This window comes from Streptomyces sp. 8L (assembly GCF_020176795.1).
Lineage (GTDB): Bacteria > Actinomycetota > Actinomycetes > Streptomycetales > Streptomycetaceae > Streptomyces.
Map to the genome: position 1 here is coordinate 1 of NZ_JAIUKE010000316.1, position 15,295 is coordinate 15,295.

Sequence of the window (15,295 nt, forward strand, 5' to 3'; positions counted from 1 at the left end):
GCGGAGAGGGGGTCGGGCTCGTGCGGGGGCGGCGTCGTGGTCACGGGCCCCGATCGTAGCCGGGCTCCCCAGCCGTCACCGCGCGCCGGGCGCCCCGGGCCCGGGCTCTTCGCGCGGGCGTACGAGGGGGGCCCGGCGCACACCGCGCCGTCACACGGCGGGGACCGGCTGCGGAGGCGGGGGGCCCACATAGCGCGCGCCGGGCCTGATGATCTTCGAATCGGTCGCCTGCTCAAGGATGTTGGCGCTCCAGCCGACCACCCTGGCCACGGCGAACGTCGGTGTGAACATGGCCCGCGGCAGGCCGCACTGCTCCATCACGACGCCCGCGTAGAACTCCACGTTCGTATGGAGTTCGCGGCCCGGTTTGAGCTCTGCGAGGATCGCCTCGACCCGCTGCTCCACCTGGACGGCGAAGTCGACGAGCGGCCCGCCGAACCCCTGTGCCAGGCCGCGCAGCATGCGGGAGCGCGGGTCCTCGGTGCGGTAGACCGCGTGCCCGAAGCCCATGATCCTCTCGCCCGCGAGGACGCGCTCCCTGATCCAGGGGTCGATCCGGTCGACGGTGCCGATCGCGTCCAGGGTGTCGAGGGCGCGGGCCGGAGCGCCGCCGTGGAGCGGCCCGGAGAAGGCGCCGACGCCGCCGACCAGGCAGGCCGCGAGGTCGGCTCCGGTGGAGGCGATCACCCGCGCGGCGAAGGTCGACGGGTTGAAGCCGTGGTCGACCGTCGCCACCAGGTACTGCTCGATCGCTCGCGCGTGGTCAGGTGCCGGTTCACGACCCGTCAGCGTGTACAGGTAGTTGGCCGCGTGCCCGAGGTCGTCGCGCGGCGCGAGGGGCTCCTGGCCGAGGCCGATGCGGTGCAGCGCGGTCAGGATGGTCGGCACGACCGCGCAGGCGGCGAGCGCGTCCTCCGCGCGGCGCTCGGGGTCGGTGTCGTAGAGCGGGCGCAGGCCGGTGGCGGAGCCGTACAGGGAGAGCGCGGTGCGCAGGCCCGCGAGCGGTCCTGCGGCGGAGGACGCGCGGGCGATCAGCGGCAGGGCCCCGGCGACCTCGTCCGGCAGGTGGCGCAGCGCGGCGACGCGGGCGGCGAAGGCGGCGGACTGCTCCGCGTCCGGCAGGGTCCCGTGGAACATCAGGTGCCAGACGTCCTCGAAACCGCGGCTCCGTGCCAGGTCGATCGCGGAGTACTCGCGGTAGTGGTAGAAGCCTTCCCGCCCGCGCACGTCCCCGATCGCGGTCTCGGTGACAACGACGCCCGCAAGGCCCCTCGGTACGTCGACTGCGGCCTGCTGCGGCCCGGTCTCCGGCATGGTCTCTCTCCTCCTCGGCTTGATACGACTGTCCATGGTTGAGAAATCAGTGTCAATATTGATTTCAATTGATCGAATCAATATATGGACTCTGTGTACGGTGGCTCCATGACCGACACGACGGGGGCCGCGCCCGGGGCCCCGGGCGACGGCCCGGCGGCCGAGGGTCCCCGGCTGACCACGCGCGAGGCCGCGGAGCGGCTCGGGGTGAAGCCCGAGACGGTCTACGCGTACGTCAGCCGCGGCCAGCTCACCAGCAGGCGCGATCCGGCCGGCCGGGGCAGCACGTTCGACGCCGGGGAGGTCGAGGCGGTGGCGCGCAGGGCGCGCGGCCAGGCCCAGGCAGGCGGCGACGCCATGCAGCGGATCAGTACGGGCATCACCCTGATCGAGGAGGACCGGTACTGGTTCCGGGGCGTGGACGCGGTCGAGCTGGCGCGGAGCCACCCGTACGAGGAGGTCGCGGACTGGCTCTGGACGGGTACGCGCCGCGCGGGCCTGCGGTTCGCGGCGCCCGCCGAGTCGCTGGCCGCGGCGCGGCGCGCGGTCGGCGCGCTGCCCCCGCACAGCGGCAGCACGGACCGGCTGCGGGTCGCGGCGATCGCAGCGGGGGTGGCCGACCCGCTCCGCTTCGACCTCTCGCGCGAGGCCGTGCTCCAGGCGGCGCGCGCGCTGATCCCGACGCTGGTGGACGCGCTGCCCCCGGCCGCGGGGGCCGGGCCCGACCGTCGCGTCGCCGTGGAGGCCGGGACGGAGACGGGGCCCGACGACCGCATCGCCGCCCGGCTGTGGAGCCGGCTGACGCCACGGCCCCCGGCCGCCCCCGCGGTGCGCGCGCTGGACATGGCGCTCTCGCTGCTGATCGACCACGACCTGGCGGCCTCCACCCTGGCCGTACGGGTCGCGGCCTCGGCGCGCGCGCATCCGTACGCGGCGGTCTCTGCGGGCCTCGGTGCGGTGGACGGCCCCCTGCACGGCGCGGCCGGCGGACTCGCCCACCGGATGCTGGCGGAGGTGCTTGAGCGGGGCAGCGCGGCGGCGGTGGTCTCGGACCACCTCCGGGCCGGGCGCGGGGTGCCGGGGCTCGGCCACCGGTTGTATCCGCGTCAGGACCCGCGCGCCACCGCGCTGTTCGCCGCGCTCGACGGGATGCCGGACGCGGCGGACGCGGTGGCGGCGGCGCGGGAGGTGGCGGCGACCATGGCGCGCCGTGGAGGGCCGCACGCCAATGTGGACCTGGCCCTGGCCGCGCTGACGGTGGCGAGCGGGATGCGGCCGGAGGCGGGCGAGACGGTGTTCGCGGTGGCCAGGACCGCGGGGTGGATCGCGCACGCGCTGGAGGAGTACGAGGAGCGCCCGCTCAGGTTGCGTCCGAGGGGGCGGTACGACGGGCCGCGCCCGCCCAGGCCGCTGCCGTGAGGCGGCGCTCCCGGGCGGACGGGCCGTGGGTCGTGTCCGCGAAGTCGCCCGCTACTTGGGCTGGGGCCAGGCGGAGCAGTCGTTCCAGACCGTGTCCCAGCCGGAGTTGCCGGTGCCCTGGGTGAGGGTGAAGGTGCCGCTGCCCTGCGGGAAGGGGCAGTTGTAGATTCCGGAGTCGCCGACACCGGTCGCCTTGACGTCGCTCACGGTGGCCGCCCCGGGTGTCTCGGCCTGGACGACGACCGTGCCCGCGCCGTCGACGGTGGCGCCGTCGACGGTCACGTTCCTGACCTGCTTGCCGGTGCCGCCGCCCGAGACGAACTCGAAGGCGCTGTACGGGCTGTCGGTGAACGTGGTGTCGGTGATGTTCACCGTGGCATCGATGTCGCTGTCGTACGCGTCGACCCGCAAGGCCCCCATCGGGTGGCCCCAGTTGGGGTTGACGGCTCCCGTGCGTACGAGTGTGTTGCCGGAGACGGTGATGGTGCCCGACAGCGGGAAGAAGGGATCGGCGAACTTCTGGTTGGAGATCGCGATGCCGCTGCCGAGCGCGTTGGTGTCCTGGATCAGGTTGTCCTCGACCCCGATGTCGGTGCCGCCGTAGATGGCGATGCCGTTGGCGAGGTTCGGCTGGGAGATGGTGTTCCCGCTGAACGTGCTGCCGGTGTCGGGGGCGTTGAGCGACCACATCGCGAGCGAGTCGTCCCCCTGGTTGCGCAGGAAGTTGTTGGTCACCTGCACGTTGTGCGCGTTCCCGTTGAGGTTGACGCCGTCCGCCGTCGTGTCGAGGATGCGGTTGTCCTTGACGACGAGGTTGTCGTTGTCTCCGGTGAGCCAGAGGCCGACCTTCTCGTGCTGGACCCACATGCCGGACACCGTGGAGTCCGGGCCCAGCGAGCCGTTGACGAAGTTGTCGGGGCTGGCGTCGTTGCGTTCCGTGACCTCGCCGATGACGGCGAAGTTCTTCAGCCCGACCCGGCCCGTGGGGGCGGAACCCTGGTCGATGAAGTGCGAACTGTGCACCACCGAGTACCAGTTGCCCGCGCCCAGCAGGGTCACGTCGTCGACCGGCAGCGGGCCGCTCACCTGGTAGTCGCCCGGCGGTATCCACACCGTGCCGCCCTTGGCCGCGTTGATCGCCGCTGTGAAGGCCTGAGTGGAGTCGGCCTGCCCGGTGGGGTCGGCGCCGTGGTCGGTGACGGACACGGCGCCCGCGGGCGCGTCCGCGGCGGGCGCGACCTGCTCGAAGTCGGCCACGTCCACGGTGACGGTGGAGCTCGCGACCAGCTTGACCTTGTCGCCCGCGGCCAGGTCGCGGCCGAGCAGCGCCCTGCTGTCGTCGAAGAAGTGGTGGGTCTTCGAGCCGACGATGTTGCCGGTGTCGATGTACGAGTACTTCGATGTGAGCGCGATCTTCTTGCCGGTGTCCTGGCCGTTCGCGTAGACGGCGAGGCTCCCGGTCTGCCCGTCGGGCACGTTGTAGGAGACGTTGACCGCGTTCGCCGCGCCCGGCAGGGTGAACTCGACGCTCTGGCCCGCGGCCAGTTGGACGGCCCGGCGCCCCGAGGCCTCGGAGGCGACGGTGCCCTGCGTGTAGTCGGGGCCGATGGCGGTGCCGTCCGTGGTGGCGTTCTCCGCCTCGACCGAGGTGAAGGGCAGGTCGGCGCCGGCGGCCGCCGCGGTGGGGACGGCGGCTGCCGTCGCGGGGGTGGCGGCCGTCGCCGTGGGGGCGACGAGGATCAGGCCGGTCGCGGCGATCGCCACCGCGGTCGCCGCCGCTGTGGCCCTGTTCCTGACGTGGGCAGCGCTCCTGTTGTTTCCGGATGTCACGTGCATGGGGGAATCCGTACCTTCCGTGGGGGGAGAGGTCGCGGAGGCGCTTTTCGCCTCCGGCCCGGAGCTGCTTGCGCTCCGGCCCGCCGCCCCGGCCGGCCGCACCTTGTCAGGAGGTGGAACCGGGCCCGGGCAGCGGGAGTTGGTGGGGGTGGTGGACCTCGGGCGGCGCGTGTCCGCGCGGTGGTCAGGCGCTCAGCCACACCGCCGTGTCGCCAGGCAGCAGCCCGTCGTCCGTGAGCGGACCGCTCGCGAGCAGGACCCGCGTGTGCGCGGGCAGTTCGACGGGCGCCGCCGACAGGTTGACCACGCAGCGCAGCCCCTGGGGCCGCTCGAAGGCCAGCACGCCGGGGGCCGCGTCGAGCCAGGTCAGGCCCGCTTCCCGGAAGCCCGCCCGGGTGCGGCGCAGCGCGAGCGCCGACCGGTAGAGGGAGAGCATCGAGTCCGGGTCCGCGGCCTGCGCGTCGGCGGCGTAGGTGCTCCAGGAGTCGGGCTGCGGCAGCCAGGGCGGGGTCGTCGAGCCGAACCCCGCGTACGGCGCGCCGGCCACCCAGGGCAGCGGCACCCGGCAGCCGTCGCGGCCCGGGTCGACGCCGCCGGACCGGGCGTGCATCGGGTCCTCGATGCTCTCGCGCGGGATCTCCGCCTCGGGCAGGCCGAGTTCCTCGCCCTGGTAGAGGTAGACGGAGCCGGGCAGGGCGAGCGTGAGCAGCGCGGCGGCACGTGCCCTGCGGGTGCCGAGCGCCAGGTCGGTGGGGACGCCGAAGCGCTTGCGCTCGAAGGCGAAGCCGGTGTCCTCGGCCCGTCCGTACCGGGTGACCGTGCGGGTCACGTCGTGGTTGCACAGCACCCAGGTGGCGGGCGCGCCGACCGGGGCGTGCTCCGCGAGCGTCTCGTCCACGGAGGTGCGCAGCTTCTCGGCGTCCCAGGGGCAGGCGAGGAAGCTGAGGTTGAAGGCGGTGTGCAGTTCGTCGGGGCGCAGGTAGCGCACGAACCGCTCGGTGTCGGGCAGCCAGACCTCCCCGACGAAGACGCCGCCGTACGTGTCGGCGACGGCCCGCCAGGAGCGGTAGATGTCGTGCAGGTCGTCGCGGTCCACGAAGGGGTGCGGGTCGGTGCCGGGCGTGAAGTCCGGCAGCGCCGGGTCCTTGGCGGGCAGCACCGCGGAGTCGATCCGTACGCCCGCGACGCCCCGGTCGAACCAGAACCGCAGGACGTCCTCGTGCTCCTTGCGGACGGCCGGATGGTCCCAGTTGAGGTCGGGCTGCTGGGGCGTGAAGAGGTGGAGGTACCACTCGCCGTCGGCCAGCCGGGTCCAGGGGGTGCCGCCGAACTCGCCGACCCAGTCGTTGGGCGGGATCTCGCCGCTCTCGCCGCGGCCCTTCCTGAAGTGGAACAGCTCGCGTTCGGGGCTGCCGGACCCGGCCGCGACGGCCGCCTTGAACCAGGGGTGCTGGTCGGAGACGTGGTTGGGCACGATGTCGATGATCGTACGGATGCCCAGCTCGCGCGCCTCGCCGATCAGCTTCTCGGCCTCGGCCAGCGTGCCGAACTGAGGGTCGATGGTGCGGTAGTCGGCGACGTCGTACCCTCCGTCGGCCAGGGGCGACAGATACCAGGGCGTGAACCAGAGGGCGTCGATGCCCAGGTCGACCAGGTACGGCAGCCTGGCGCGGACGCCGGCGAGGTCGCCGGTGCCGTCGCCGTCACCGTCGGCGAAGCTCCGCACGTAGACCTGGTAGATCGCGGCGCTTCGCCACCAGTTCGGGTCGGCGGGCTCCAGAGGGCTGCCTTTCATGGGGTGTTCCTTTCGGGCGGGTGCGGGGGCCCTCACGGCGGTGCCGTCCGTGACGAGGCGGGGGTGGTTCGCCGGCTGCGCACCGCCGTCCCGCAGCGGGGACGTCGTCGGGTGGCGGCGGTGCGCAGGTCGTACGGCCGGGCCGGAAAGCCGGCTCGGCCCGTGGGGCGGTGACGCGGAGCCGCTGCCTCCGGCGGCGGGCGTTCCATCACGGTGATCGGGGGTGTCCTGCGGTTCTGAGGCAGGGCGGAGCTGTCTCACGGTGCGCGGCCTTCGGATCGGAAGGTGAAGGGGTCGAGGAGTCGGCGGATCGAGGGGTGAAGCGGTGCCGGCGAGGCGGGTGAAGGAGGAGAAGGAGGAGAAGGAGGAAGGAGGCGACGGGGAGGGCGTGGCGGAGCCGCCGGTGCCGGTCCTTCCTGCCGGTGACCGGTTCGGGGTTCGGGGTCCGGGGTTCCGGGTTCCCGCGGATGTGCTGCCCGGCGTCGCGGGGGGGCGGTGGCGGGGCCTGCCTGGTGGCCGGGAACAGGCCCCCCTCCGCGGTGTCGTGGCGCGGGACGCCCGTACGGAAGCCGCCCCCGGCGGCGCGTGGTTACCCCTTCGTGCTGCCCGCGCTGATGCCGGCGATGATGTGGCGCTGGAAGACCAGGAACATGACGACCATCGGCACGCTCGCGATGACCATCGCGCCGATGAGGTCCGACTGCGGTACGTCCTGCGAGAGTTGGACGAGCGCTACGCTGATGGGCTGGTTGTCGGGGGCGGCGGAGAACACCATCAGCGGCCACAGGAAGTCCTGCCAGACGGCGACGAGCGCGAAGATCGACACAACGCCGAGGACGGGCCGGGACATCGGCAGCAGGATGGACCAGAGCTGGCGCAGTTTGCCCGCGCCGTCGATCTCCGCGGCCTCCAGCACGTCGCGCGGTATCTGGTCGAAGAACCGCTTCAGCAGATAGAGGTTGAAGGCGTTCGCCACGGCCGGCAGCCAGATGCCCGCGGGGTTGTTGAGCAGGCTGGTGTGGAGGAACGGCAGGTCGGCGACCGTCAGGTACTTGGGGATGACGAGCGCCTGGGCCGGCACCATCAGTGTGGCGAGGATGGCGCCCAGGATGACCTTGCCGAAAGCGGGCTTCAGCTTGGACAGCGCGTACGCGGCGGCCGTGCAGAAGACCAGCTGGAGGACCCAGGCACCGGCCGCCTGTATCACCGTGTTCCAGAGGTGGTCGGGCAGCTGCATCAGGTTCCAGGCCTGGCTGTAGTTGTCGAAGTGCCACTTCTGCGGCGCGAGGGTGGGCGGGTTGCGGTTGAGCTCGTCCGGCGACTTCAGCGCGCCGGTGATCATCCAGTACACGGGGAACAGGAAGGCCAGGGCGAACAGGAACAGGATGGCCCCGAAGACGATCCAGTAGACCGTCTTGCCCTTCCGGCTCGCGAGTGCCAGCGGGGAGACCAGCGTACGGACGCCCTGCGCCTGGTCCTTGCGCCGGCCCGGCTTGCGCAGAGACGTCGGCGGTGCCTGCCGCGGCGGCGGCGCGACGGTGGTGGTCATGGCGGCGCGGCTCCTCTCAGTCGTCGGTGCGGGTGAGCCGCAGGTAGAGGGCGGAGAAGATGCCGAGCAGCACGAGCAGCATGACACTGAGGGCGCACGCCCCGCCGAAGTTGTTGTACTGGAAGGCGTACTTGTAGATCAGGTACAGCACGCTGACGGTCGAGTCCTGGGGCCCGCCGCCGGTGATCACATACGGCTCGGTGAAGACCTGCATCGTCGCGATGATCTGGAGCAGCATCAACATCAGCATGATGAAGCGGGTCTGCGGGATGGTCACGTGCCGCACGCGCTGGAGGATGTTCGCGCCGTCCAGCTCGGCCGCCTCGTACAGCTCGCCCGGGATGCCCTGGAGGGCGGCGAGGTAGATGAGGACGGTGCCGCCCATGTTGGCCCAGGTCGAGACGAGGACGATGGAGACGAGGGCGGTGGAGGTGCCGTTCGTCCAGTTCGAGGTCGGCAGGTGCAGGAAGCGCAGCGCCTCGTTGGCGAGGCCGGCGCCCGGATCGTAGAACCACTTCCACAGCAGGGCGCTGACCACCGGCGGGATCATCACCGGCAGGTACACCACGACGCGGAAGAACGACTTCGCGTGGCGCATCTCGTTCAGCACGAGCGCCGTGACGAACGGGACGAGGAAGCCGATCAGCAGCGCGATCAGTGTGAAGTAGAAGGTGTTGCGCCAGGCCGCCGCGAACTCCGGGTCCTGGAAGACCTGGGTGAAGTTCCTGGTGCCGACCCACTGCGGGGACGACCCGGGGATGTACTTCTGGAACGAGATGATCACGGCGCGGATCGCCGGGTACCAGGAGAACAGCGCGAAGCAGATCAGGCCGCCGAGGAGGAACGCGTAGGCGCGCGCCTGGTCGGTCAGCTTGCGGCGGAGGGGCCTGTGGGGGGTCCCGGGACGGCGCGCCGGGTGCGCCCCCTCGGCGAGGGGGTGCACCGCGGCGGACCGGTCGGGAGCCTGGGCGGTCTTCATGGGATGTCAGCTCTGCTGGGCCAGCACGGAGTCGATCTTGGTCTGCGCGTCCTTGAGGAGGGAGTCGATGTCCGCGTTCTTGTTGGTGAGGACCGCGGAGACCGTCGAGTCGAGGACGGAGTAGATCTGCTGTGCGTTGGGCGGCTCGATCATCGGGGTCAGCTTCGGGTTGCCGTCCGCGAACGCCTGGTAGTTGGCGACGGGGATGTTCGCGTACTGCTTCTTCAGCGCCAGGTTCTTCTGGTCGTAGCTGCCGCCCTGCGTCCACAGGCGCGGTTCGGGAAGGCCCACGGGGGACTTCTGCTGGGCGAGGTACTGCCAGTTGCTCAGGCCCTTGCCCGGGGTGTTGGTCTCCAGGCCGAGGAACTTCAGGCCCGCCTTGATCTGCGCCGGGGTGTCGTTCTTGTTGAACATGTAGCCGTCGCCGCCGGCCAGTGTGGCCTTGCCGCCGGGCATCGGGGCGAGCGCCATGTCCTGGTAGTCGCCGCCGTACTGCTTCGCGATGGTCGGGACGTTGTCCGGCGCGGAGATGTACATGCCGAGCTTGCCCGTGCCCATCATCTGCTGCACGTCGTTGAGGATGAGCAGCTGCTTGGAGCCCATCGAGTTGTCGTTCCAGCGCATGTCGTGCAGGTTCTGGAGCACCGCCTTGCCCTGCGGGGTGTCCACGGTCGCCTTCTTGCCGGACGCGTCGACGGCCTGGCCGCCCTGCGAGTACAGCTCGGCGACGAAGTGCCAGCCGCCCTGGTTCTGCGCGCTGTAGTCGGCGTAGCCCACCGTGCCGCCGCCGAGTGCCGCGATCTTCTTCGCGTCGGCCCGTACCTCTTCCCACGTGGCCGGCGGCTTGTCCGGGTCGAGGCCGGCCTTCTTGAACAGCGTCGGGTTGTAGAGCAGGCCCATCGTGTAGTTCGTCCTCGGGACCCCGTACACCTTGCCGTCGACCGTGTACATCGCCCGCAGCTTCGGGTCGATCTCGTTCCAGCCGGGCATGTCCTTCACGTAACTCGTGATGTCCGCGGCCTGGTTGATGCCCACCACGTGCTTGACGTCCGTGAAGTACGTGTAGAAGACGTTCTCCATCTGCCCGCCGGCGAGCTTGGCGTCGAAGGTCTTCGGGTCCTCGCACGGGAAGGTGTCGTGCGCGGTGAGGTCGATCTTCGGGTTCTGCTTCGTGAACGTCTTGATGTCGTTCTGGAAGCTCGTGCGGTCGACCTTGTTGGACGTGGGCGGCATGCAGTTGATGGTGAGCGCCGTCTTGCCGTCCGCGGTCGTCGCGCCATTTCCCTTGCTGCTGGAGCAGGCGGCCACGGCGGTGAGGGCCATCACTGCGGCTATGGCGGTGGTGCAGGTACGGCGGAACCCGGGACTTCTCATCGGTGGGACCCCTCTAGGGCAGGAGCGTGGGAACCCGCACAGCTGCTCGCTGTGTGGCGGCGCTCACTCAACCACTAACTACGGATGTCCGCAATATGTCGCTCCTATTTTGCAAATACCTGACAGCGATCTGCATGCCGGGGTCGCGGACACGCCAAGAGCCGTCGCACGCACGGGCGTTCAGGCGCGCCTCCGGTGTCCCTGGTTCCGCTTTCCGCCGCAAGCGATTGCGGTCGTTGCGGCCCGCGCGGGGAGCGGCCGTTGCGGCCGGAGAGCGGAGAGGAGCGCGCGGCGGCAGGCGGAACGCGTCGCGGAACGCGCGGCGGAGCCCCACGGCGGACGCGGGAGCGGCGGGGCGTACGGGCGCGTCGCCGCGGGAAGGCGCGAGGAGGCAGTCGGGACGCGGGCCGCAAAGACGTGCCGGGGCCGGAGTCCCGCGGGGAGGCGGGCGCCCACGGCCCGGGGTCAGCCCCTGGGCGCCTGCGCCGTGGAGCTGCGGACCACGAGCTCGGGCTCGAACAGCAGCTCTCCCGGCGGCACGGCGCCGCCCTGGATCTGCGCGGAGAGCATCTCGACGGCCGCCCGGCCCATCGACTCGATGGGCTGGCGCACCGTGGTCAGCGGCGGCTCCATGCAGTTCATGAACGCGCTGTCGTCGAAGCCGACGACGGACACCTCGTCCGGCACCGCGAGTCCGCGCCTGCGGGCCGCCCGCACGGCGCCGAGCGCCATCGGGTCGCTGGCGCAGATGTACGCGGTCACCCCGCGGTCCAGCAGCCGCGACGTCGCCGCCTGGCCGCCCTCGAGCGAGAACATCGTGCGCTCGACGTACTCGTCGGGCAGTTCGGCGCCGGTCGCCCGCGCGGTGGCCCGCGCGGCCTGGAGTTTGCGGCGGGAGGGCACATGGTCCTCGGGGCCGAGCACGAGCCCGATGCGCTCGTGGCCGAGCGAGGCGAGATGGCGCCAGGCCTGCTCCACCGCGACCGCGTCGTCGCAGGAGATGCACGGGAAGTCGAGGTTCTCTATGGGGGCGTTGATCAGCACGACCGGGATCTTGCGCTCGGCCAGCAGCCGGTAGTGGTCGTGCGGCGCGTCGGCCTGCGCGAACAGGCCGCCGGCGAAGACCACGCCGGAAACCTGCTGCTGGAGCAGGAGTTCCACGTAATCCGCCTCGGAGACGCCGCCCTTGGTCTGGGTGCACAGCACCGGCGTGAGCCCCTGCTGTGCGAGCGCCCCGCCGATCACCTCGGCGAAGGCGGGGAAGATCGGGTTCTGGAGCTCGGGGAGGACCAGACCGACGAGCCGCGCCCGCTCGCCGCGCAGCTGGGTGGGGCGCTCGTAGCCCAGGACGTCGAGCGCGGTCAGCACGGACTGCCGGGTGGCTTCGGAGACCCCTGGCTTGCCGTTGAGGACCCGGCTGACCGTGGCCTCGCTGACTCCAACCTTCTTGGCCACCTGAGCAAGTCGTCGCGTCATGCCTGCAAGACTATCGCAAGGCATGCAAGCTTCTTTCTCGCCGGTGTAAACGCTTCGACAAGCGGATGCCGGCCGGATGATCCGGCCGGCATCGCTCTCACAGCGTCCCCGGGGCACCCGCCGGGGCACCCTCGGGACGGCCGCCGGGGATGTGGTGCGGCTGCGGGGCCGGCGTGCCGTGGCACACCGGCCCCGCACCTCGTGGCGCCGGTTCCTCAGGGGTTGATGTTGATCTTCATGGTGCTGGTCGTGTTCCGTACGTCCTGATCGTTGTCACTGAGCTTCAGGCCGTTGAACGTGACCTCGCCGACCGCGGGCCCCTGGCCCGCCTCCGGCAGCTCGTTCGCCCACAGGGCCCAGCCGGACTTGGCGTCGAACTGGTCGCCGCTCTTCTTCGCCCCGCTGATCGACACGTCGGTGAAGACCGTGTCCTGGATCGGGAAGAGCGCCTGGCCGCCCACGTAGTCGGTCTGGAACATGATCCCGCCGTAGGTGGGGTCGGTGATGTCCAGATCGCTCACGCGGATGCCCTGGAACGGGTCGGTGGCGGAGTACACCCACACCGCGCCGAACACCTGCGCACCCCAGAAGTGCCCGCCGTCACGGGCCAGCGAGATCCCCTTGACCACGGTCTGCGGGGTGGACCCGAACCCCGGGAACGGGTATCCGAAGTCGAGCGAACTGAGGGTGAGACCCGAGTAGGTCAGTGTGTCGGCGACGGTGATGTTCTGGAGGGTGTTGCCCTGGCCGCCGTAGACGGCGAGGCCGGCCGCACGCCACGGCAGCTTCGCCGTGAGGTTCTGGAACGTGTTGCCGGTCAGGGCTGCGGAGTTGTGGTCCTCGGCGGCGAACAGCGCGAAGCTGTCGTCGCCCGTGCTGCGTGCCTCGTCGTTGCTCACCAGGTTGTTCTGGCTGCCGTTGGTGAGGTTGATGCCGTCGGCGAAGGTGTCCCTGATGCGCATGTCCGTGGCCTTGAGGCCCGAGACGTGCGTGCCCCAGATCGCGCACACCATGTGCTCGATCCAGACGTCGTCCACGGTGATGTCGGAGACGTCCGTGAGGTCGAACTCCTTGCCGGGGCCGTCGATGCGGGAGGTGTAGTTGCCGAAGGCCGCGAAGCCGGAGAACGTGGACCCGTTCGCCGCCGTCTCCACCCGCCAGCCGATGTCGGTGTTCTCCTGCGTCGACGGTGCGAAGAACCGGGTGAACCAGGGGCCCGCGCCCACCACCTTGACCGGCTTGCCGTAGACCTGGAACTTGCTGGAGGTCTGGTAGTCGCCGGCCGGCAGGTAGACGCCGACGAGCTTGCCCGTGGTGTCCATCCGGACCTTGTCGAGCGCGTTCTGCACGTCCTGCTGCGCGAATCCGGCCGGTGTCACATAGGCGGCCGGGTCGGGGTTCGCGACCTGTGCGACCTGTTCCAGGTCCACGAAGTCGATCGCGTACGTGGAGGTGTTGGCCGCGTCCTTCTGCAGACGGATCGTGCTGCCCGCGGGAACGGTCGTGCCGAGCAGGACGTTCGCCTCGTCGTAGATGTGGCGGGGTGCGCCGGAGCCGGGCGAGTTGCCCGGTCCTGTCTCCGCGCCGTACAGCCAGGCGTACTTGGAGTTGAGGTCGATGGGCTTCAGCAGCTTCCCGTTGACATAGATGTCGAGGGAGGCGTCGGTGCCGCCGCCGCCCGCGGAGTCCGGGATCGAGAACCGCGTCACGAGCGAGTTGGTGGCCGCCCGGGTGGTGAACTCGACGTAGTTCCCCGTGCTGTTGAGGGTGACGGCCTTACGGCCCGACGCCTCGCCCGCGAGGTCGCCGATGGTCCGGTTCGGGCCGACGACCTGGGCGCCGCCGCCGAGGACCCCGTCCTCCGCCTCGTAGGTGTCGTAGGGCATGTCGGCGCCGCGGCCCACGAAGAAGGACTGGGTGGAGGTGTTGTTGCCCTGCTTCACCGGGAGTTCGTTGGCGTCGTTCGCGATGACGGTCTTCTCGGTGTACGAGCCATCCGCCGCGGTCCAGGTGCCGAGGGCCACCGGGGAGGAGGTCGCGCCCGGTGCGAGGGCGCCGCTGAAGGAGCCGGTGAGGGTCTTGACCGTGGCGCCCGAGCCGTTCAGGAGCGTCAGTGTCACCGCGTGCGAACCGGACGCGGCGGCGAGAGTGCCCTGGTTCTTCACCGCGACCGAGAAGGAGACGGTGTCACCCGCCGACGGTGCGGACGGGGAGGTGGCGACACTCGTCGCCACGAGGTCCGAGCTGGCGACCGGCTTGACCACGAGGTTCGACGAGGAGGTGAAGGTGTTGTTGGTCTCGTTGGACTCGATGACCTTGTTGTCCGGGTCGGCGACGGCGCTGAGCTGGTAGGTCCCGGCGTTCTGCGCGCCGATGTCCGCCGTGACCGTGGTCTGCGCGCCCGCGGCGAGCGCGCCGACGTTGGCCGTGCCCACCTTGGAGCCGCCCAGGTCGAACCGGACGGTGCTCGCGGGGGCGGCGAGCGCTCCCGCGTTCTTCACGGTCGCCGACAGGGTGACCGGGTCCGACTCGACCGGCGCGGCGGGCGACGCGGACACCGCGGTGACCTGGAGGTCGGGGTTGGGCGCCGGGGTGCCGAGCACCTGGAACTCCGCGGCCTGGCCGCCGGGGGCGCCCGTGTTGGAGGCGAACTTGAGCTGCACGTCGGCGACGCGCGCGGAGACCGGGATGGTCACCGTGTTGCCGCTCGACGGGTTGAACGCGTAGTCCTTGGCGGCCACCAGGCTGGTGAACGCGGTGGCGTTCTGCTCGCGGCCGAGCACCTGGATGTTCTGGGTGCGCGCGCCCCAGGAGGCGTCGGGGTTGAGTTTGACGACGACGCTCTGCGTGTCGGCGTTGGCGCCCAGCCGCACCGTGAGGGTGTTGGGGTAACTGCCGCCGGCTCCCTCCCAGTACGTGCTGGTGCTGTTGTCGTTGGCGTTCGTCGCGACGAAGGTGAAGGTGGACGACGAGGCGGTGATCGGCTTGCCGACGGCGAGGTTGGACGCCGCGGTGGTCGAGCCGTTGCGGGTCACACTGTTGCTGTTGCCCGACACGTTGCCCGCCGCGTCCTTCGCCCGCACGAAGTATGTGACGGTACCGCTGCCGGCGTTCGTGTCGGTGTACGTGGTGACGTTGCCCGCGACGCTGCCGAGCAGTGTGTCACCGCGGTAGACGTCGTAGCCGGTCACGCCCGTGTTGTCCGTGGAGGCGGTCCAGGTGAGCTTGACCTGGCCGTTCGCGGGCTCTGTGTAGGCGAGGCCGGTGGGCGCGGTGGGTGCCTGGGTGTCGCCCGTGTCGCCGGTACGGGTCACGGTGTTGCTGTTGCCCGAGACGTTGCCCGCCGCGTCCCTCGCCCGGACGAAGTAGGTGAGGGTGGCGCTGGTGGGCTGGCTCTCGGTGAACGAGGTGACATTGCCCGCGACGCTGCTGACCAGCTGGTTGTTGCGGTAGATGTCGTAGCCGGTGACACCGGTGTCGTCGGTGGAGGGCTTCCAGGCGAGCTGGATCTGCCCGGTGGAAGGCTGGCTGAGGGTGAGGCCGGTGGGGGCGG

The 15,295-nt window shown here is 70.9% G+C and carries 9 protein-coding genes; 1 reads left to right on the top strand and 8 read right to left on the bottom strand.

The features are described from left to right. Positions 1–150: 150 nt before the first annotated feature. Positions 151–1,314: a citrate synthase gene (locus LCE31_RS24245; RefSeq protein WP_225017591.1), complete on the bottom strand. Its 1,164-nt coding sequence runs from the start codon at positions 1,312–1,314 to the stop codon at positions 151–153. Between the two features lie 108 nt (positions 1,315–1,422). Here LCE31_RS24245 and LCE31_RS24250 point away from each other — a divergent pair, with 108 nt between their 5' ends. Continuing rightward, positions 1,423–2,733, top strand: coding sequence for a citrate synthase (locus LCE31_RS24250; RefSeq protein WP_225017593.1), 1,311 nt, complete (start codon positions 1,423–1,425; stop codon positions 2,731–2,733). 51 nt (positions 2,734–2,784) lie between these two features. Here LCE31_RS24250 and LCE31_RS24255 read toward each other — a convergent pair whose 3' ends face one another. From LCE31_RS24255 to LCE31_RS24285, 7 genes are all read right to left on the bottom strand, one after another. After that, the gene (locus LCE31_RS24255) at positions 2,785–4,569 is read right to left on the bottom strand and encodes a glycosyl hydrolase family 28-related protein (protein ID WP_308042301.1); all 1,785 of its coding nucleotides are present in this window, start codon (positions 4,567–4,569) and stop codon (positions 2,785–2,787) included. 184 nt (positions 4,570–4,753) lie between these two features. Beyond that, positions 4,754–6,364: a glycoside hydrolase family 13 protein gene (locus LCE31_RS24260; RefSeq protein ID WP_225017595.1), complete on the bottom strand. Its 1,611-nt coding sequence runs from the start codon at positions 6,362–6,364 to the stop codon at positions 4,754–4,756. Positions 6,365–6,953: 589 nt separating this feature from the next. Then, on the bottom strand, positions 6,954–7,913 hold the full coding sequence (locus LCE31_RS24265; RefSeq protein WP_225017597.1) for a carbohydrate ABC transporter permease: 960 nt from the start codon (positions 7,911–7,913) through the stop codon (positions 6,954–6,956). A gap of 16 nt (positions 7,914–7,929) precedes the next feature. Further along, entirely contained in the window at positions 7,930–8,892 is a 963-nt protein-coding gene (locus LCE31_RS24270) for a carbohydrate ABC transporter permease (RefSeq protein WP_225017599.1), read from the bottom strand. Between the two features lie 6 nt (positions 8,893–8,898). Further along, positions 8,899–10,266, bottom strand: a complete 1,368-nt coding sequence (locus LCE31_RS24275; RefSeq protein WP_225017602.1) for an ABC transporter substrate-binding protein — start codon at positions 10,264–10,266, stop codon at positions 8,899–8,901. Positions 10,267–10,731: 465 nt separating this feature from the next. Further along, on the bottom strand, positions 10,732–11,742 hold the full coding sequence (locus LCE31_RS24280; RefSeq protein ID WP_225017604.1) for a LacI family DNA-binding transcriptional regulator: 1,011 nt from the start codon (positions 11,740–11,742) through the stop codon (positions 10,732–10,734). 215 nt (positions 11,743–11,957) lie between these two features. Then, positions 11,958–15,295 (bottom strand): CARDB domain-containing protein (locus LCE31_RS24285; protein WP_225017606.1); only part of this gene is annotated, 3,338 nt, incomplete at its 5' end.

Coding starts and splice junctions, on each gene's coding strand:
- LCE31_RS24270 (WP_225017599.1), bottom strand. CDS start 8,892: ATGAAGACCGCCCAGGCTCCCGACCGGTCCGCCGCGGTGCACCCCCTC.
- LCE31_RS24260 (WP_225017595.1), bottom strand. CDS start 6,364: ATGAAAGGCAGCCCTCTGGAGCCCGCCGACCCGAACTGGTGGCGAAGC.
- LCE31_RS24245 (WP_225017591.1), bottom strand. CDS start 1,314: ATGCCGGAGACCGGGCCGCAGCAGGCCGCAGTCGACGTACCGAGGGGC.
- LCE31_RS24250 (WP_225017593.1), top strand. CDS start 1,423: ATGACCGACACGACGGGGGCCGCGCCCGGGGCCCCGGGCGACGGCCCG.
- LCE31_RS24280 (WP_225017604.1), bottom strand. CDS start 11,742: ATGACGCGACGACTTGCTCAGGTGGCCAAGAAGGTTGGAGTCAGCGAG.
- LCE31_RS24275 (WP_225017602.1), bottom strand. CDS start 10,266: ATGAGAAGTCCCGGGTTCCGCCGTACCTGCACCACCGCCATAGCCGCA.
- LCE31_RS24265 (WP_225017597.1), bottom strand. CDS start 7,913: ATGACCACCACCGTCGCGCCGCCGCCGCGGCAGGCACCGCCGACGTCT.
- LCE31_RS24255 (WP_308042301.1), bottom strand. CDS start 4,569: ATGCACGTGACATCCGGAAACAACAGGAGCGCTGCCCACGTCAGGAAC.